We start from the raw sequence: 16,798 nt of genomic DNA on the forward strand, positions 1-16,798 counted from the left end.
CCCGCACGGCGCCACCGACCGGCTGGCCCAGTGGTCACCGGCGCGTTCGAGAGCCCGATCGCGTCCAGCAGCGCCGCCGAACGCGCGGTCTCGTCGTCGGCCGCCCGCGCGCCGCCCACGTCCACGGCCGGCAGCGACCCACCGAACACGGCCAGCGCCGCGCAGTGGTCCAGCAGCCCCGCGACCAGCGCCTCCTCGGCCGAGTAACCCGCGGCGGCCCCGGTGGCGTGCGGGTCCAGGAACACCGTGCGGGCGGGCAACAGCACCTCACCGCCCTCGACGAGGTCACAGCCGCGCACGAATGCCTCAACCCGTCCCGCCGCGACGTCGTCCACCAGCGGGTCTGCCAGGAGGCCGTCACCCGCGCCGGGATCGGCCGGGAAGCCGCCGACGGGTTCCCCCGCGCCGGTCAGTGGTGTCCCGTCGGCCGTGACCAGGCGGCGGGGGTCGAGGGCGAGCAGCCCGTGCACGGTGATCGCCTTCAGCGCCGCCCGGTATCGCGCGGCGGCGAAGTCCGCCCCCACGCCGATCACCCGCGCCCGCGACCCTCCGAGGGTCCCCATCGGATCGGCCACCGTGGTCACCGACACGTGCAGCGGGAGCTGCCCGTACTCCCCCTCCTCGATCTCGGCGAACACCCCCGTCCGCGAGTCCATCAACCTGGCCGCCCGCCGCGAGAACTCCTCCTCGCCGAGCGGCCCCGAGCTCACCCCCGTGCCGGGCGGCAGCGCCGACAGGTGCGGCAGGAAGGAGTGCGTACGCGTCCCGAACCCGTCCAGGTCCACCACGTGCAGACGCGGACCGCCGGACACGCGGGGCGTTCCGGACAGGCAGCGCCCCAGATCCGCCACCACCTGCCCGGCGACCACGGCAGCGGCGACGGGCGACACGGAGACGTGCCCGGCGGTACGCGGGACGGCCTCCATGGCCGCCAGCCGCCGCCACCCGGCCGCCCACGGCGGGACGTCGCGCCCGACGACGCCGCTCTCGCTCCACCACGCCTCGCCCTCGCGCAGCAGCACGTGCGCGATGGGCAGCCCGCGCTCGGCGCTCAGCCGGTCGAGGCGCACGGCGGCGGCCAGCCCGTCCGCGTCGGCCGCCGCGACGTGCACGAGCGCCCCGCCCGACGGCTCCCTCAGCACCTCCAGCCCCAGCCTGCGCATGGCGTCGGCCAGGGCGGGCGCCAGCTCGCCGAACCGGTCCGCGTCGGCCAGCAGCGAACACGTGGCGCCGGCCGCCACGGGCAGCACCCCGCGCTCCCCCGCGTCCTCCACCAGCCCGCGCTCGCGCAGCGTGGTCAGCAGGCTCGTCACGAACGCCCGCCGCTCGTCGGGCAGCTCCGCGGTCAGCTCGGCCACGGTCCTGCTCCCGTCGAGGTGCACGGCCAGCCGCTCCACCCACAGGTGGACGGAGGCCCCGTTCATCCGCACGACGCCTTCGCGGGTGAGGAAGGCGACACCGCCGGAGGTGGGCGCGAAGCGTACGTCGGCGGGCAGTCTGGGTTTGAAGTCGTTCAACGTGGTGCCTCCGCGGTTCCGATCATGAATTCGCCGACCGCGCACTCCTCCAGCGGGTCCCGCCCGGTCGCCTCGGCGAACGCGGCCGAGTCGCCGCTGCCGAGCCCGCAGGCCGCCAGGCCCATCGCCGTGGCCACGCAGTAGATCGTCTGGTAGAGCACGCCCACGTGTTTGAGCGTCAGCGCGTACCCCATGCCTTCGTACTTCCACAGCAGCCGGCCGGCGCGGCTGGAGACCGCGAGCAGGACCTGGGGTCGGCGGCCGGTGGCGGCGCCGTGCCCGGCGACGGTCAGCAGCCGGCGTACGGCGGGATGGCCGGCCTCGCGTACCGGTCTGAGCACGTGGTCGTGCCCGTCGTAGTGGTACATGCCGGGTTCGAGCCCGGCCACGTTCCTGACGACGGGGTAGATCTCCAGCTCGTAGACGGACCCTCCGGAGGGGTACGGCTTGCGGGTGTACTCGACGCCGTCGGCCGTCCAGCACTCCCGCACCCTGGCCGTGCGGTACAGCAGCTCGCCGAGCAGGTCGAGGGTGATCGGGCGCGCGTCGTCGTGCTCGCGTACGGACCTGCGGCCCTCCAGGACGTCCGTGAGCGAGGGGTCCTTGAGCCGCAGCTCGTCCAGGTCGGGCGTGGGCAGCTCGATCGCCCGGCCGGGGTAGGGCCGGGGCCGTGCGGGCAGCGGGTCGAACCGGCCGCGGGCCCAGAACGTCCCACCGAACCCGTCCCCCAGGTAGCCGCGGTGACCCACCCGGCTCCGATCGTGGAACTCCAGCTCGTGCGGCGCCCACTGCCGGAACCGCAGCTCCCGCTCCTCGGCCCCCTCGGGCACGGCCAGCCCGGCCCACGCCAGGTCGGCCAGGACCTCGCCGCCGGGCCGGACCACGTCGCCGACCAGGCCGGGGTCATGGACGTACAGGTCGCACCAGGCGAGCGGGGAGCCGACGACCAGCGCCTCCCCTTCGCGCCGCAGCGTGGCGAACCTGGACAGAACCGGCCGCTCCGGCACCGCCGGCCGTGGCGGCGGCGGGCGCAGCGGGTCCAGTGTGTAGAGCGGCGAGCCGTCCCGGGTGATCGTGATCTTGAGCCAACCTCCGCCGCGCAACCGTTCGACGAGCGGTCCCCCGGCCGTGCGGGGTCCGGCGGCCAGGTCGCGGAGCAGGTCGAGCTCATCCCGCGTGAGTTCGCCGAGGGTCTCGGCGTGCGGCCAGGCGAACAGGCGGACCCCCGCGTCCAGCCGGGCCAGGTGCACTCCGGCGCGCAGCTCGTACCGTTCCCCGGTCATGAGGCCGCGGCCCGGTAGACGTCGTCGGCGGCGCTCGCGGCGAGGTGGCAGATCAGGAAGCGCTGGTCGGGCGTGAGGCCGAGCCTGGTGAGGTGGAGGTACGCGCAGTTCAGGGCCAGGCGGTAGGCGGCGAAGGCGGGGGTGTCCTTCAGGGCGAGCCAGCGTTCGTCGGTCTCCAGGTGCCGGTGGAAGGGGGAGACCTCGGCGAGCGGGGGCCGCGTGGCGGGGCCGCCGGTGGCGTAGCCGAGGCTCAGGCGTCCCTCGTCGATGAGGGTCCGGCCCCGGTCGTGGGTGTTCCGGATCGTACGCAGCCACGCGCCGGGCTCTGCGGCGCCGGTCAGGGCCTTGATCCTGGCGGTGAGCGGCTCCCTGTTGCGTTCGTAGTGGGCCTGCCATTGGGCGCGGACGCCTCCCGGCAGGCGCGACAGGTACGCCTCGGCGTGCGAGCGCAGCGAGGTCCTGGCGGCGGGCAGGCCGCCCTCCGACAGGTCGTGCGCGGTGGCGACCACCAGGTCGAAGGCGATGCCCGGCAGCGGAGTGCCGGCTCTGACCCGGTCGAGGGCGTCGAACGCGGCCTCGGTGGTGTCGGCGTAGAAGTCCGCGAGGAACTGGTCGAGCTCGGTGTCGAGCCCTGGGGGTTCGGCGGCGACGGTGTTGTCGGGCGCCCATGGCAGCAGCGGCCCTTGTTCACCTTCCAGCTCGGCCAGGCGCTCGTGCAGGGGGAGCAGCGCCTGCGGGTCGGTGGTGCCGGCGGACGGGTCGGCGGCCAGATGGCGCTCGACCGCCCGGGCGATCTCCGTGGCGTCGCCGTCCACGAAGATCCGCAGGTGCGGGCCGCGCACCCAGTGGCGCAGGAAATATCCCCGTATCTCATGCCAGGCCGGGCGGATCGCGTCCAGGATGAGGTCGTCCATCGGGCCGTCGTGATAGTCCACCCGCAGCCGCGTCCAGGTCATCCGGCCCTCACCTCCGACTCCCGCGCGGCCCGGGACGCCAGGTGACGCAGCCGGGCCTCCTCCTGCACCCGGATCCCCAGCCTGTTGGCCAGCAGATGCGCGGCCAGATCCACGGTCGCCCCCGCCCGCGCCGCGTCGAACCCCGCCGCCGCCAGTTCCTCCGCCAGCCGCGCGATCGAGGCGTACCAGGCGGCCACCACGCCACGGGGCTCACTCTGCGGAGGCTCCTGCGTCACCGCCCTGGCATGCTCGACCAGCGCCACCAGCCGCTCGCGGACGACATGAAACCCGGCATCGCCGGGTGGGCCGAGCAGTCCGCCTGGCGCCACCTCGCCCGGTGGGCCGAACATCCTGCCCTCCCCCGCGACCTGCCAGGCGACCAGCAGCATGGTCAGCCACGCCACGCTCCGCCTCTCGTGCCCGAGTCCTGCCTCGATCAGCTGGAGTGCGATCACGCTGGAGTCGTGGAAGTGCCGCTCCACGGCGTCGAGCGAGCGGCCCGTGCCGTAGCGGTCGTGTTCCGGCCGGTACGGGATGAGGTGGGCGGAGTCGTTCGGATAGAGGCGGCGCGCGTAGCCGGGGACGCCTTCGCGGGCGGCGAGGGTCGCGGCGAGCCTGGCGTACTCCTCCGGGTCGATCACCGCCTCTGACGGGCGCTCGCGCAGATACGCCTCGGCCCGCTCGACGACGTGCTCCGCCGGGTGGGACCTGACCCTGATCCGCAGATGCGGGCCGCCCTCCCAGTAGCGCAGGAAGAAGCCGTCGTCGCCGAGGAGCGGCCCGGCCAGGCCGCTGATCATGTCGTCGAGCGGCCCCTGCGAGAAGACGTGCACACTGACCCAGCTCATCGGCCTCCCACCTCGATCAGATATTCGGTCACCCGCTCCGGCCCCGGGTCGGGCAGCGCCTCCTCGAAGAGCGCGAACGCGCAGCCGCGTATCTGCCGCTCGAAGTTCTTGACCAGGAACAGGTTCGCCAGGTCCAGGAAGAGCGGTTTGCGCGCCTTGTCCTGCCCTTTGTCGCCCGTCTGCTCCGGCCAGGCGCGGACGAACGATCGGTGCGGTACGCCGTACTTGTCCGCCCAGGCGATCAGCCGCGTGAGGTACGCCGCGTCGCCCTCGCCCTTCGCGCGCACCGGCAGCGTGGCCCCCGGCGCCAGCCAGCGACGCCGCTGCACCACCACTCGCCCGGCCTCGACGCGCGGGTATCGGGTGACCTCCGACGGGACCCGGCCCATCCGCACCAGCGGTGGCGAGCTGGGATGGAGCAGGTAGCCGGGGCCGAAGACCCGTTCGATGAACCGCGCGGCCGGCGGCAGCCGGAACTCGGCGGCCATCCCGAGATGCAACGGCACGACCCGGCGGCCGAGCCGCTTGGAACGCAGCTCGGGCAGGCCGCTGTCCGGGCAGAGCGTCACGTGCAGGTCCGTGAGCGGCAGCCGCAGGTCGGGCGGGCGCGTGCCGGGCGAGTGGGGGTAGTCGATCTCGTATCGGGTGCTCGGCGGGCGCGCGTTGAGCGTGGAGCCCAGGTCGCCGGAGAACTCGGCGTAGACCGCGCCGTCCGGGTCCTGGAGCCGGGGCGGCTCGGAGTGGCCGCCGGCGCGTTCGACGAGGTGGTCGAGCCTGCGCAGGGCTCGGCCGTGCCCGCCGTGGACGACGTTGAGCACCAGGGTGTCGGCCACCGACTGTACGTAGCAGGCCGAGGAGGCGGGGATCGCGATCCAGGACGGCCACGACTCCAGCTGCGCGGCCAGCCGTTCGGGGGTGACGCGGCAGGTGCCGTCGGGGTCCTCCGCGTCCAGTGCCAGGCTTCTCGCCTCGGCCCTGAGGCGCTCCAGCTCCCGGATCCTGGGCAGGGCGGAGGTGGCCAGTGGCTGGGTCCAGGCGGCCGACGAGCCGAGGAACGCGCGCAGTTCCCGGCCTGCCTCGCCGGTGCCGGCCAGCTCGCGCTGGATGTGGCGGTGGAGCGTGAGGAAGGGGACGGCCGGGTCGGGGCCGTAGCGGGTGGTGAGGTAGTCGGCGACCGCCAGGCGCATGGGGTGCTTGGCGTCGAAAACGGCCAGCCAGCGGCGTACGACGTCGAGATCGGCAAGCCCGCCACGCCATCGCGCCGGATCAAGCCTCGCCACGGGCTCAACGCACACCGCGACCTCATGCACAACCGGCCGCCCCACACCACCGTCACCACGATCACGGCCCACGACATCAGCACCGCCACCGCGCCAAGTGGCGCGCTCGGCAGGGGCAGCGCTCCTGGTCGTATTGGCGCCGGGAGCGGCGGCGATCAGTCGGGCGAGTTCGTGGCGGAAGGTGGACGGGTCGGTGGCGCGTTCCGTGCGCCGGATCCCGTCCAGCAGGTCCGGGGGTGGGCCGTCGTCCGGGCGGGCCTCCAGGAGCCCGACCGTGAGCAGCTTGTCCAGAAATTTCGTGACTGCGGAAGGCTCAGCCCCCAGAGCCTCGGCGATCCGGCCCCGCGGCACCCACTCCCCACCCTCCGCGACGCGCAGGCACGCGGCCACCGCCTCCGTCACCCCGATGGACACCAGCGCCTCCCCGGGAGGCGGCCCGATGAACTCCGCCATCCCGCCCGCGACGGCGACCGACGGATTCACCCTGACCCAGTCGTCCGAGAACGTCCGGACACCGTCGACCTCCAGCACCGGCACCACGCCCTCCAGGTGCCGCTCGGCACCGCCCCACACGGCCCGACCGGTGCTGGTGAACGTGCTGTACGGGCTGGTCTTCACGGCGGCCCTGACCAGGTACTTGGCCAGCCTGAGCAGCTTCTGCGGCTTGGGACGCCGGGCAGGGTCCGCGAGCCATCTCTCCAGGTCGGCCGCCAGCTCGCCACCGGCCAGCGCCAGCCCCCTCCGGAAGGCGGGCTCGGCCGCGGCGGCGCGCAGCCGTTCCTCCTTCTCCAGGGACTCCCGGGCGACGACCTCGGGCAGGCGGGCGCGCAGCCCGGCGCACTCGCGCGCACGCCGTACCCACTCCTCCACCTCACCCCTCAGCCCGTACGGCAACGCCGCCCCGGCCTCGGGCCCCCACTCCCGCCCGGCGGGAAGTCGCCCGGTGTGCAGCGCCCGCCGCAGCCCCACGAGCGCGGGCCGGGGCCCGGACGCGCCGAGCTCGCCGATGACGTCACCGAGCGCGACGGCCAGCCGCCGCCCGTCCGCCTCCACCCGGGCGGTCTCGGCGAGCAGCCGGGTCACCAGCGCACAGGACTCGTCCCAACGCAGGGATTCCAGCTCAGCGGCCGCGACCCCGCATGTGCGGACAGCGACCGGCGGGCCGTCGTTTTCCCGCTCAATAACCGTCATTACATGAGCCCCATTCGCTTTATTGGCGCCAAAAGGCAACAGGCGCGGGCGCCGCAACAGCGGCGCCCGCGTACCGCGTCAGGCGCTCGAGCAGGAGCAGCAGATGTAGCAGAAGCAGTTACACGAAGCTCCCACTTCGGTCATGCCGTGACCAGCAGTAAGGGACTCGACCGCAACACCGTCATCGGCGAGTTCGAAGACGTCCATGGGCAGATCGCTGAGGTCCATGCGGACTCTCCTTCCGGGGGTAAACGCCCCATCGACATTCCAGGCAAACGCACGGATGTGCATCGCACGGAGGTCATCGCCTGGTATAGGAACACCCTTGCGACATCGCCGACGCTAGGTGTACATATGGAACACGGTCAAGAATCCGAACTGTCTGACTAAAATCGAAAATCGGTCAGCCAGTCAGGGAGGGGGAACCTGACTGTTGAAATGGGGGCATTTCGAATATCTTCGAAACCTCCAGCTCTGACGGGCCCAGAGCACATCTCAAACCAAAATCCCTCTAGCCGGTAGGGAATACCGGCTTAATGCGCACCAGCTCTTACGGGGAAGGGGCCATCGAGCCATGAGCGTTGTCTCAACGCGCAGCACGGGTGCCAGGACCAGCGACGATCGCGTACGCCGGACGATGGACGTCACCAGGAGCCTGCTCCTGCGATCCGGCTACAAGCGAACCACGATGGACGAGATCGCCCGCCGGGCGGACATCGGCAAGGGCACCATCTATCTCAGCTGGGACACGAAAGACGATCTCATAAGAACGCTCGTCATTCAGGAAATTGTCGGAGTCTGCCAGGACATTTCGCGAATAGCGGTGCTTCGTCCTGCCGTCGCGCGACTCTCGGAGTTCTCTCGCGAGCTGTTCACGCTCGTGTTCAAGTATCCACTCTTCCGAGCGCTCTACACCTATGACAAAGAAACGATCGGAAGAGCCTGCGACGATCCGCAGCTCGGCTTCCAGTGTTATCGGTTCACGACGTTCACGCCATTTCGCGATTATCTCCGGATGCTCCACGAGAGCGGAATGTGGGATCCGTCCCACAGTTTCGCGCTCGACGCGCTGCTTTCCGGTTTCATCAAACTTCACCTGCACGCCGAGATCGCCGGCGCACGACCCGATCTTGCGGCCCACGCCGACAGCCTGGCCGGTCTCATCAGGAGCTCTTTCGAACCTGCCGACCAGGTCCCGGCCGCAGAACTGACCAATCCCGCCCGCCGTACCGTCCAGATCTTCGACGGCGCCGCGGCGAAATATCGGGCGAAACTCATCCCCCAGCCCCTGGCCGCCTCCGTCTGAGGAGTCAATTGTGAACGAGACACACGTCCCGCCGGACCCGACGATGACGATGCCGGTCGACTCCCGGCCGCGTATCGAGGACGGCGGCCAGACCCTCCTCAAGTGGCTCGGCACGATGCGGGACGAACAACCGGTCTGGCGCGACGCATTCGGCATCTTCCACGTTTTCCGGCATGCGGCCGTACAGCGGGTCATGTCGGACTATGCGACGTTCTCCTCTGACATCAACCGGCTCCGGCCCGGCGGCGATCCGTTCAGCGCGGGCAGCCTGATGCTCACCGACCCGCCGGAGCACCGAAAGCTCCGCAAACTCATCAGCCAGGCGTTCACCCCGAAAATGTCGTCGGACATGGTGCCGCGGATCGCCGAGCTCACCACGGCGCTGCTGGACGAGATCGACGAGGACGAGTTCGACCTGGTCGAGAAGATCGCGCACCCGCTGCCCGTGATGGTGATCGCCGAGCTGCTCGGTATCCCGATCCACGACCGCGAGCTGTTCCGCACCTGGGCCGACCGACTGGTCGCGCTGCACGTCGAAGACCCGCGGGACATCGAGATCGGGCGGATGGTCGGCCAGGCGATGCGCGAAATGGGGGAATACGTCCTCACCCACGTACGCGAGCGCCGCACCCGTCCGCAGGACGATCTGGTCAGCCGGCTGGTCGCGGCCGAGGTGGACGGCGACCGGCTCACCGACGCCGAGATCGTCAACTCCGCCTGCCTGCTGCTGCTCGCCGGGCAGATCACCAGCACCATGGCGCTGGGGAACGCGTTCCTGTGCTTCCGTGACGAGCCCGGCGTGGAGAGCGCCGTACGGGCCGACCGGGAACTGATCGCACCGGCCTTCGAGGAGGTGCTCAGGCTGCGCCCGCCGCTCACCCAGGCCGCCAGGCTCCCCACGGCCGACGTCGAGATCGACGGCACGCCGATCCCGGCCAGTTCCATGGTCATCAACTGGCTGCTGTCCGCGAACTACGACGAGCGCCAGTTCCCCGACCCGTACCGGCTCGACCCCGGCCGCCAGCCCAACCGCCAGTACGCCTTCGGCCACGGCATCCACTTCTGCCTGGGCGCGCCGCTGGCGAGGGTGGAGGGGAAGGTGGCGCTGGAGCTGGTGTTCGACCGGTTCGAGCAGGTCGAGATCGACCCGGGAGCGGAGCTGTCGTACTACGAGGACCCCATGTTCGGCGTCAAGAGCCTGCCGGTACGCGTCAAGCGGGCGCCGCGATGACCGCCCCCGTGGGGCCGCCTTCGGTCACCGACGGCGGGACGTCCCTGTTCGCCTGGCTGCGCCAGATGCGCGACAGGCATCCGGTCTGGCGGGATTCCTATGGGATGTACCACGTCTTCCGCTACGACGACGTACGCGCCGTTCTGGCGGACCACGAGCGGTTCTCCTCCGACCGGACCAGGTTGATGGGACGGCAGCCGTTCGGCCAGGGCGGCATCACGATGATCGACCCGCCCGAACACCGCCACCAGCGCCGGCTCATCACCGCGGCCTTCACCCCGGGCTCCGTCGCGGCCCTCGAACCACGCATCACCGCGATCACCGACGAGCTCCTCGACGCGCTGCCCGGCCCCGACTTCGACCTGGTCGAGAGCCTGGCCTATCCCCTGCCCGTCACCGTCGTCGCCGAGCTGCTCGGAGTCCCGCCGTCCGACCGCGACCTGTTCCGCACCTGGTCGGACCGGCTCATGTCGCTCCAGGTGCCCGACTTCGCCGACCCGTCGCTGGCCGGGCGGGTGGCGGCGGCCATGGCGGAGATGAACGACTACCTGCGCGAGCACTGCGCGGACCGCCGTACCCGTCCCAGGGACGACCTGCTCACCCGCCTCGTCCACGCCGAGATCGACGGCGAACGGCTCGACGCGGAGCAGGTCGTCAACACCGCGAGCCTGCTCCTCCTGGCCGGGCACGTCACCACCACCGTGCTGATCGGCAACACCGTGCTCTGCCTCGCGGACACCCCCGAGGCCGCCCACCGGATAAGGACCGACATGTCGCTCATCCCCCAGGCGCTGGAGGAGAGCATGCGCCTGCGCTCGCCGTTCATGCAGGCAGGCAGGGTGACGACGCAGGACGTACGGGTGGCCGGCGAGACCATCCCGGCCGACAGGTTCGTCATGGCCTGGCTCCTGTCCGCCAACCACGACGAACGCCACTTCGCCGACCCCGAACGCTTCGACCTGGACCGGCAGCTCACCGGCCAGCTCGCGTTCGGCCACGGCGTGCACTTCTGTCTGGGCGCCCAGCTCGGCCGCCTGGAGGGCCGCATCGCGCTGGAGCGCCTGCTGAGCCGCTTCACCGAGCTCCGTCCCGAAAAGCGCTCCTTCTACGAGAGCCAGATCTTCGGCGTCAGAGAGATGCACGTGAGAGGTTCCTCATGACCAAGCCCCTGCTGATCTACGCGAACGTCCCCTTCTGCAACTCCAAGTGCCACTTCTGCGACTGGGTGGTCCAGGTCCCCGTACGCGACCTGCGGCTCGGCGAGCAGAGCCCCGGCCGCGTCGCGTACCTGGAGGCCATCAAGACCCAGATCCGCGTCCAGGCCCCCGCCCTGCGCGAGCACTACCACCCCGACATCGTCTACTGGGGCGGCGGCACGGCCAGCATCCTCGGCCCCCAAGAGATCGAATCCCTGTACGCACGCTGTCCGCCGAGTTCGACCTGAGCACGGTCAGGGAGGCCACGATCGAGGGCAGCCCGGAATCCCTCGACCGGGACAAACTACGCCTCCTGCGCGGGCTCGGCTTCAACCGGATCAGCATCGGCGTCCAGTCCTTCGACGACGCGCGCCTGCGCCGCCTCGGCCGCGCCCACGCCGCCGACCAGGCCCTCACCGCCGTCCAGGACGCCCACGAGGCCGGTTTCACCAACATCAACATCGACCTGATCGTCGGCTTTCCCGGGCAGACCGGCCAGGAGGTCGCCGACTCGGTCCGTACGGCCCTGACCCTGCCCATCAACCACTTCTCGATCTACCCCTACCGGGCCAGCCCCGGCACGGTGCTGCGCAAGCAGGTCCACCGGGGCGCCCAGCTGGACCTCAACCTCCAGCTCCAGGCGTACGGCATCGCCAGGGAGCTGCTGGAAGGGGCAGGCTTCCTCGAATACGCCATGTCCTACTTCGGCCACCCACGCTGCCAGTCGGACGAGGCGTACTACCAGCTCCGGATGGACTGGATCGGCTTCGGCTCGGGCGCCAACTCCCTGGTCGGCCGCCGCTACCTGAGCTACGAGAAGGGCAAGCTGGCCCACTACAACGCCAACCCGCTGGCCTTCGACGTCAACGCCCCGGCCCACTCCCCACAGCTCACCCTCCACTTCCTGTCCCAGGCCCTGACGACCGCCGAGGGCCTGGACGCCCGCCTCTACCAGGAACGCACCGGCGTCCCCCTCCGCACGGCCTGCTCCGACCCCGAGGTGATGGCGTACCTGGAACGCATGAACGAGCACGGCCGGGTCATCGTCGACCGCGACGGCATCCGCCTCCACCGCGACGACATCGCCCAGATCTTCATCGCCCTCAACTGGATCACCACCCCGGACACCACCACCAACGAGGTGATCCCCCTGACCCCCTCACCCACATAACCCCCCACGACCGCGGACGGTGTGGTGGGTGGGGTGAGAGCCACGGAGACGGTCAAGCGGGCGCCGTGGCGGCGGTCAGCCGGTGAAGGGTCAGAGGCCGTCTCCTGGAGGGCCATCAGCCCCGTACGGCGAGTGGCGCCCACCGTGCCCCGCCGTACCAGATGATCTTGAGCCCGCCACACCAAACGGGCACGGAAAGCAGCGCGCCCGGGCCCCCGTGATCGGGAGCCCGGGCGCGTCACCCGGCGACTAGAAGAACGTCACCGGTTGTACTGACCGAAGTCGTACTCCTCCAGCGGAACAGCCTCGCCGCTGCCGGTCCCGAAGGTGTAGTCGGCGGCGGAGCCGTCGTAGCCACCCACGGTGTACATGGCCGCCTTGGCCTCCTCGGTCGGCTCCACCCGGATGTTCCGGTACTGGGGCATGCCCGTGCCGGCCGGGATGAGCTTACCGATGATGACGTTCTCCTTCAGGCCCAGCAGCGAGTCGGACTTGGCGTGGATCGCCGCGTCCGTCAGCACCCTGGTCGTCTCCTGGAAGGAGGCCGCCGACAGCCACGACTCGGTGGCCAGCGACGCCTTGGTGATGCCCATGAGGACCGGACGGCCGGCGGCCGGCGAGCCGCCCTCCGCCACCGTCTCGCGGTTCATCAGCTCGAAGCGCGGCCGCTCCACGAGCTCGCCGGGCAGCAGGTCGGTGTCACCGGACTCGAGCACGTTCACGCGCTTGAGCATCTGCCGCACGATGATCTCGATGTGCTTGTCGTGGATGGACACACCCTGCGACCGGTAGACCTGCTGGACCTCCGCCACCAGGTGCAGCTGCACGGCCCGCGGGCCGAGGATGCGCAGCACCTCGTTGGGGTTGACCGCACCGGCGACGAGCTGCTGACCGACCGTGACCCGCTGACCGTCCTGCACGAGCAGGCGCGAGCGCATCGACACCGGGTAGGCGATCTCCTCCGAGCCGTCGTCCGGAGTGATGACGATCTTCCTGGTCTTGTCGGTCTCGTCGATGCGAGCCCGGCCCTCGGCCTCGGAGATCGGGGCGACACCCTTGGGGATGCGCGCCTCGAACAGCTCCGTGACACGGGGCAGACCGTGGGTGATGTCGGCGCCGGCCACACCACCGGTGTGGAACGTACGCATGGTCAGCTGCGTGCCCGGCTCACCGATCGACTGGGCGGCGATGATGCCGACCGCCTCGCCGACGTCCACGAGCTTGCCGGTGGCCAGCGAGCGGCCGTAGCAGGTCGCGCAGACACCGATCTTGGCCTCGCAGACGAGCGCGCTGCGGGTGCGGACGGTCTCGATGCCGGCCTGGACCAGCGCGGTGACGTGGTTGTCGTTGATGTCGACACCCGCCGCCGCGATGACCTTGCCGTCGACCTCGACGTCCTCGGCCAGGATGCGGCCGTGCACGTTGGACTCGGCGTTCTCGGCCTTGACCAGGTTGCCCGACGCGTCGCGCTCGCCGACGTGCAGCGGGACGGCGCGGTCGGTGCCGCAGTCGATCTCGCGCACGATGACGTCCTGCGCCACGTCCACCAGACGACGGGTCAGGTAACCCGAGTCGGCGGTACGCAGGGCGGTGTCGGCCAGACCCTTCCGCTGACCGTGGGTGGAGATGAAGTACTCCAGCACCGACAGGCCCTCGCGGAACGAGGCCTTGATCGGCCGCGGGATCGTCTCACCCTTGGTGTTGGACACCAGGCCACGGATGCCGGCGATCTGCCGGACCTGCATCTTGTTACCACGGGCGCCGGAGTTGACCATCATCCAGACCGGGTTGGTCGCCGGGAAGGCGTTGACCATGTCGGTCTCGACGTCGGCCGTCGCGTGCGTCCAGATCTCGATGAGCTCCTGACGGCGCTCCTCGTCGGTGATCAGACCGCGCTCGTACTCCCGCTGGACCTTGTCGGCCCGGCGCTCGTAGTTTTCCATGATGTCGGTCTTGTTCGGCGGCGCGACGACGTCCTCGATCGAGATCGTGACACCGGAGCGCGTCGCCCAGCGGAAGCCGGCGTCCTTGAGCGCGTCGAGCGATGCGGCGACCTCGATCTTGGGGTAGGTCTCCGCCAGCTCGTTCACGATAGTGGACAGCTGCTTCTTGCCGACCTGGAAGTCGACGAACGGGTAGCTGTCGGGCAGCGTCAGGTTGAACAGGCACCGGCCGAACGTGGTCTCCAGCCGGATCGGGTCACCCTGCTCCCAGCCCTCGGGCGCAACCCAGTCGCGCGGCGGCAGGATGTCCTTCATCCGGAGCTGGATCTTCGCCTGAATCTCCAGCTCGCGGCGGTCGAAGGCCATCTGCGCCTCGGCGATCGAGCCGAACACGCGGCCCTCGCCGATCGCGCCTTCCTTCTGGGTGGTCAGCCAGTAGAGGCCGATGACCATGTCCTGGGTGGGCATCGTCACGGGCTTGCCGTCGGCCGGCTTGAGGATGTTGTTGGTCGAGAGCATCAGGATGCGTGCCTCGGCCTGGGCCTCAGCCGACAGCGGCAGGTGCACGGCCATCTGGTCGCCGTCGAAGTCCGCGTTGAACGCGGTGCAGACGAGCGGGTGGATCTGGATGGCCTTGCCCTCGACCAGCTGCGGCTCGAACGCCTGGATGCCCAGACGGTGGAGCGTCGGAGCGCGGTTGAGCAGCACCGGGTGCTCGGTGATGACCTCTTCGAGCACGTCCCACACCACGGGGCGGGCGCGCTCGACCATCCGCTTGGCCGACTTGATGTTCTGCGCGTGGTTGAGGTCCACGAGCCGCTTCATCACGAACGGCTTGAACAGCTCCAGCGCCATCTGCTTGGGCAGACCGCACTGGTGCAGCTTGAGCTGCGGGCCGACGACGATGACCGAACGGCCGGAGTAGTCGACTCGCTTGCCCAGCAGGTTCTGACGGAAACGACCCTGCTTACCCTTGAGCATGTCGCTCAGGGACTTCAGCGGCCTGTTGCCGGGACCGGTGACCGGGCGACCGCGACGGCCGTTGTCGAACAGCGCGTCGACGGCCTCCTGCAGCATCCGCTTCTCGTTGTTCACGATGATCTCGGGCGCGCCGAGGTCGAGCAGACGCTTGAGGCGGTTGTTCCGGTTGATGACCCGGCGGTAGAGGTCGTTGAGGTCGGAGGTCGCGAACCGGCCACCGTCGAGCTGCACCATCGGGCGCAGGTCCGGCGGGATGACCGGGATGCAGTCGAGCACCATGCCGCGCGGCGAGTTGGTGGTGTTGAGGAACGCCGACACCACCTTGAGCCGCTTGAGCGCGCGGGCCTTCTTCTGGCCCTTGCCGCTGCGGATCGTCTCGCGCAGGTTCTCAGACTCGACGTCGAGGTCGAAGCTGATCAGGCGGTCCTGGATCGCCTGCGCGCCCATGCCGCCCTTGAAGTAGCGGCCGAAGCGGTCGCGCATCTCGCGGTAGAGCAGCTCGTCGCCCTCGAGGTCCTGGACCTTGAGGTTCTTGAAGCGGCTCCAGACTTCGTCGAGCCGGTCCAGCTCGCGCTGGGCCCGGTCGCGGAGCTGACGCATCTCGCGCTCGGCGCCCTCGCGGACCTTGCGGCGCTGGTCGCCCTTGGCCCCGGCGGCCTCGAGCTCGGCCAGGTCGGCCTCGAGCTTCTTCTGCCGGGTCTCGACGTCGGCGTCACGGCGCTGCTCGATGTGCTGCCGCTCGACGGAGATCTTCGCCTCCAGCGAGGGCAGGTCACGCTCACGCATCTCGGTGTCGACATGCGTGATCATGTAGGCCGCGAAGTAGATGACCTTCTCCAGGTCCTTCGGGGCCAGGTCGAGCAGGTAGCCGAGGCGCGACGGGACGCCCTTGAAGTACCAGATGTGCGTGACCGGCGCGGCCAGCTCGATGTGGCCCATCCGCTCACGACGCACCTTGGCGCGAGTCACCTCGACGCCACAGCGCTCACAGATGATGCCCTTGAAGCGGACGCGCTTGTACTTGCCGCAGTAGCACTCCCAGTCGCGGGTCGGACCGAAGATCTTCTCGCAGAAGAGCCCGTCCTTTTCCGGCTTGAGGGTGCGGTAGTTGATGGTCTCGGGCTTCTTGACCTCGCCGTGCGACCACTGACGGATGTCGTCGGCCGTCGCGAGGCCGATCCTGAGCTCGTCGAAGAAGTTGACGTCCAGCATTTTGTGCGATCTCCCCCTCAGACTTCTTCCACGCTGCTCGGCTCACGCCGGGACAGATCGATGCCGAGCTCTTCCGCCGCGCGGAAGACGTCCTCGTCCGTGTCACGCATCTCGATGGACATGCCGTCGCTGGAGAGCACCTCGACGTTGAGGCACAGCGACTGCATTTCCTTGATGAGGACCTTGAAGGACTCCGGAATGCCCGGCTCGGGAATGTTCTCGCCCTTGACGATGGCCTCGTAGACCTTCACCCGGCCGAGAACGTCGTCGGACTTGATGGTCAGCAGCTCCTGCAGGGCGTAGGCGGCGCCGTACGCCTCCAGCGCCCACACCTCCATCTCACCGAATCGCTGACCACCGAACTGCGCCTTACCACCCAGCGGCTGCTGGGTGATCATCGAGTACGGACCCGTCGAACGCGCGTGGATCTTGTCGTCGACCAGGTGCAGCAGCTTGAGGATGTAGATGTAGCCGACCGAGATGGGATACGGGAACGGCTCACCGGAACGGCCGTCGAACAGCTGCGCCTTGCCACTGCGCTGCACCATCCGGTCACCGTCGCGGTTGGCGATGGTGTTGTCGAGGAGACCGACGATCTCCTCCTCGTGGGCGCCGTCGAAGACCGGCGTGGCCATGTTGGTGCGCGGGGCCACCTTCTCGAAGCCCTTGTCACGCAGCCGCTC

Annotated in this window: 13 protein-coding genes and 1 pseudogene; 6 read left to right on the top strand and 8 right to left on the bottom strand. The window is 69.9% G+C overall.

Annotation, left to right across the window (positions count from 1 at the left end; all coding sequences use genetic code 11):
* From ACWDX9_RS46990 to ACWDX9_RS47015, 6 genes are all read right to left on the bottom strand, one after another.
* Window positions 1-1,517: hypothetical protein (locus ACWDX9_RS46990; RefSeq protein ID WP_449967016.1), on the bottom strand; the 1,517-nt coding region annotated here is incomplete at its 3' end.
* The gene (locus ACWDX9_RS46995; protein ID WP_449967018.1) at window positions 1,514-2,800 is read right to left on the bottom strand and encodes a SagB family peptide dehydrogenase; all 1,287 of its coding nucleotides are present in this window, start codon (window positions 2,798-2,800) and stop codon (window positions 1,514-1,516) included. The genes ACWDX9_RS46995 and ACWDX9_RS46990, both read right to left, overlap by 4 nt.
* Window positions 2,797-3,756 (bottom strand): lantibiotic dehydratase C-terminal domain-containing protein, encoded by a 960-nt coding sequence (locus tag ACWDX9_RS47000; RefSeq protein ID WP_449967020.1) that lies wholly within the window; start codon window positions 3,754-3,756, stop codon window positions 2,797-2,799. The genes ACWDX9_RS46995 and ACWDX9_RS47000 overlap by 4 nt, the downstream gene beginning before the upstream one ends.
* Window positions 3,753-4,604: a lantibiotic dehydratase C-terminal domain-containing protein gene (locus tag ACWDX9_RS47005; RefSeq protein WP_449967023.1), complete on the bottom strand. Its 852-nt coding sequence runs from the start codon at window positions 4,602-4,604 to the stop codon at window positions 3,753-3,755. The genes ACWDX9_RS47000 and ACWDX9_RS47005 overlap by 4 nt, the downstream gene beginning before the upstream one ends.
* Entirely contained in the window at window positions 4,601-7,075 is a 2,475-nt protein-coding gene (locus tag ACWDX9_RS47010; protein ID WP_449967025.1) for a lantibiotic dehydratase, read from the bottom strand. The genes ACWDX9_RS47005 and ACWDX9_RS47010 overlap by 4 nt, the downstream gene beginning before the upstream one ends.
* 78 nt (window positions 7,076-7,153) lie before the next feature.
* Window positions 7,154-7,303 carry a thiomuracin/GE37468 family thiazolyl RiPP peptide gene (locus ACWDX9_RS47015; protein WP_185070599.1) on the bottom strand — a complete coding sequence of 50 codons (150 nt, stop codon included), beginning with the start codon at window positions 7,301-7,303 and terminating at the stop codon, window positions 7,154-7,156.
* Between the two features lie 409 nt (window positions 7,304-7,712).
* On the opposite strand from ACWDX9_RS47015, the gene ACWDX9_RS47020 reads away from it, so the two are divergent.
* From ACWDX9_RS47020 to ACWDX9_RS47045, 6 genes and pseudogenes are all read left to right on the top strand, one after another.
* Window positions 7,713-8,381, top strand: coding sequence for a TetR/AcrR family transcriptional regulator (locus tag ACWDX9_RS47020; RefSeq protein ID WP_449967038.1), 669 nt, complete (start codon window positions 7,713-7,715; stop codon window positions 8,379-8,381).
* Window positions 8,382-8,391: 10 nt separating this feature from the next.
* The gene (locus ACWDX9_RS47025; protein WP_449967028.1) at window positions 8,392-9,612 is read left to right on the top strand and encodes a cytochrome P450; all 1,221 of its coding nucleotides are present in this window, start codon (window positions 8,392-8,394) and stop codon (window positions 9,610-9,612) included.
* A complete protein-coding gene (locus ACWDX9_RS47030; RefSeq protein WP_449967030.1) occupies window positions 9,609-10,772 on the top strand; it encodes a cytochrome P450 in 1,164 nt (387 codons plus the stop codon). The genes ACWDX9_RS47025 and ACWDX9_RS47030 overlap by 4 nt, the downstream gene beginning before the upstream one ends.
* Window positions 10,769-11,056, top strand: a complete 288-nt coding sequence (locus ACWDX9_RS47035; protein ID WP_449967040.1) for a hypothetical protein — start codon at window positions 10,769-10,771, stop codon at window positions 11,054-11,056. Before ACWDX9_RS47030 ends, ACWDX9_RS47035 begins: the two co-directional genes overlap by 4 nt.
* A 65-nt stretch (window positions 11,057-11,121) precedes the next feature.
* Window positions 11,122-11,268: pseudogene (locus ACWDX9_RS47040) on the top strand (radical SAM protein); the annotation flags it as partial.
* A gap of 123 nt (window positions 11,269-11,391) precedes the next feature.
* Complete coding sequence (locus ACWDX9_RS47045; RefSeq protein ID WP_449967042.1) at window positions 11,392-11,979, top strand: hypothetical protein; 588 nt, start codon at window positions 11,392-11,394, stop codon at window positions 11,977-11,979.
* Between the two features lie 260 nt (window positions 11,980-12,239).
* On the opposite strand, the gene ACWDX9_RS47050 is transcribed toward ACWDX9_RS47045, so the two are convergent.
* Complete coding sequence (locus ACWDX9_RS47050) at window positions 12,240-16,115, bottom strand: DNA-directed RNA polymerase subunit beta' (protein ID WP_449967033.1); 3,876 nt, start codon at window positions 16,113-16,115, stop codon at window positions 12,240-12,242.
* Between the two features lie 17 nt (window positions 16,116-16,132).
* Window positions 16,133-16,798 (bottom strand): DNA-directed RNA polymerase subunit beta (locus ACWDX9_RS47055; RefSeq protein ID WP_449967036.1); only part of this gene is annotated, 666 nt, incomplete at its 5' end.

Source organism: Nonomuraea sp. NPDC003201, from assembly GCF_053590415.1.

Excerpts from the sequence above, each read along its gene's own strand:
- ACWDX9_RS47020 (WP_449967038.1), top strand. The coding sequence starts at position 7,713 with ATGGACGTCACCAGGAGCCTGCTCCTGCGATCCGGCTACAAGCGAACC.
- ACWDX9_RS47000 (WP_449967020.1), bottom strand. The coding sequence starts at position 3,756 with ATGACCTGGACGCGGCTGCGGGTGGACTATCACGACGGCCCGATGGAC.
- ACWDX9_RS47015 (WP_185070599.1), bottom strand. The coding sequence starts at position 7,303 with ATGGACCTCAGCGATCTGCCCATGGACGTCTTCGAACTCGCCGATGAC.
- ACWDX9_RS47005 (WP_449967023.1), bottom strand. The coding sequence starts at position 4,604 with ATGAGCTGGGTCAGTGTGCACGTCTTCTCGCAGGGGCCGCTCGACGAC.
- ACWDX9_RS46995 (WP_449967018.1), bottom strand. The coding sequence starts at position 2,800 with ATGACCGGGGAACGGTACGAGCTGCGCGCCGGAGTGCACCTGGCCCGG.
- ACWDX9_RS47035 (WP_449967040.1), top strand. The coding sequence starts at position 10,769 with ATGACCAAGCCCCTGCTGATCTACGCGAACGTCCCCTTCTGCAACTCC.
- ACWDX9_RS47010 (WP_449967025.1), bottom strand. The coding sequence starts at position 7,075 with ATGACGGTTATTGAGCGGGAAAACGACGGCCCGCCGGTCGCTGTCCGC.
- ACWDX9_RS47030 (WP_449967030.1), top strand. The coding sequence starts at position 9,609 with ATGACCGCCCCCGTGGGGCCGCCTTCGGTCACCGACGGCGGGACGTCC.
- ACWDX9_RS47050 (WP_449967033.1), bottom strand. The coding sequence starts at position 16,115 with ATGCTGGACGTCAACTTCTTCGACGAGCTCAGGATCGGCCTCGCGACG.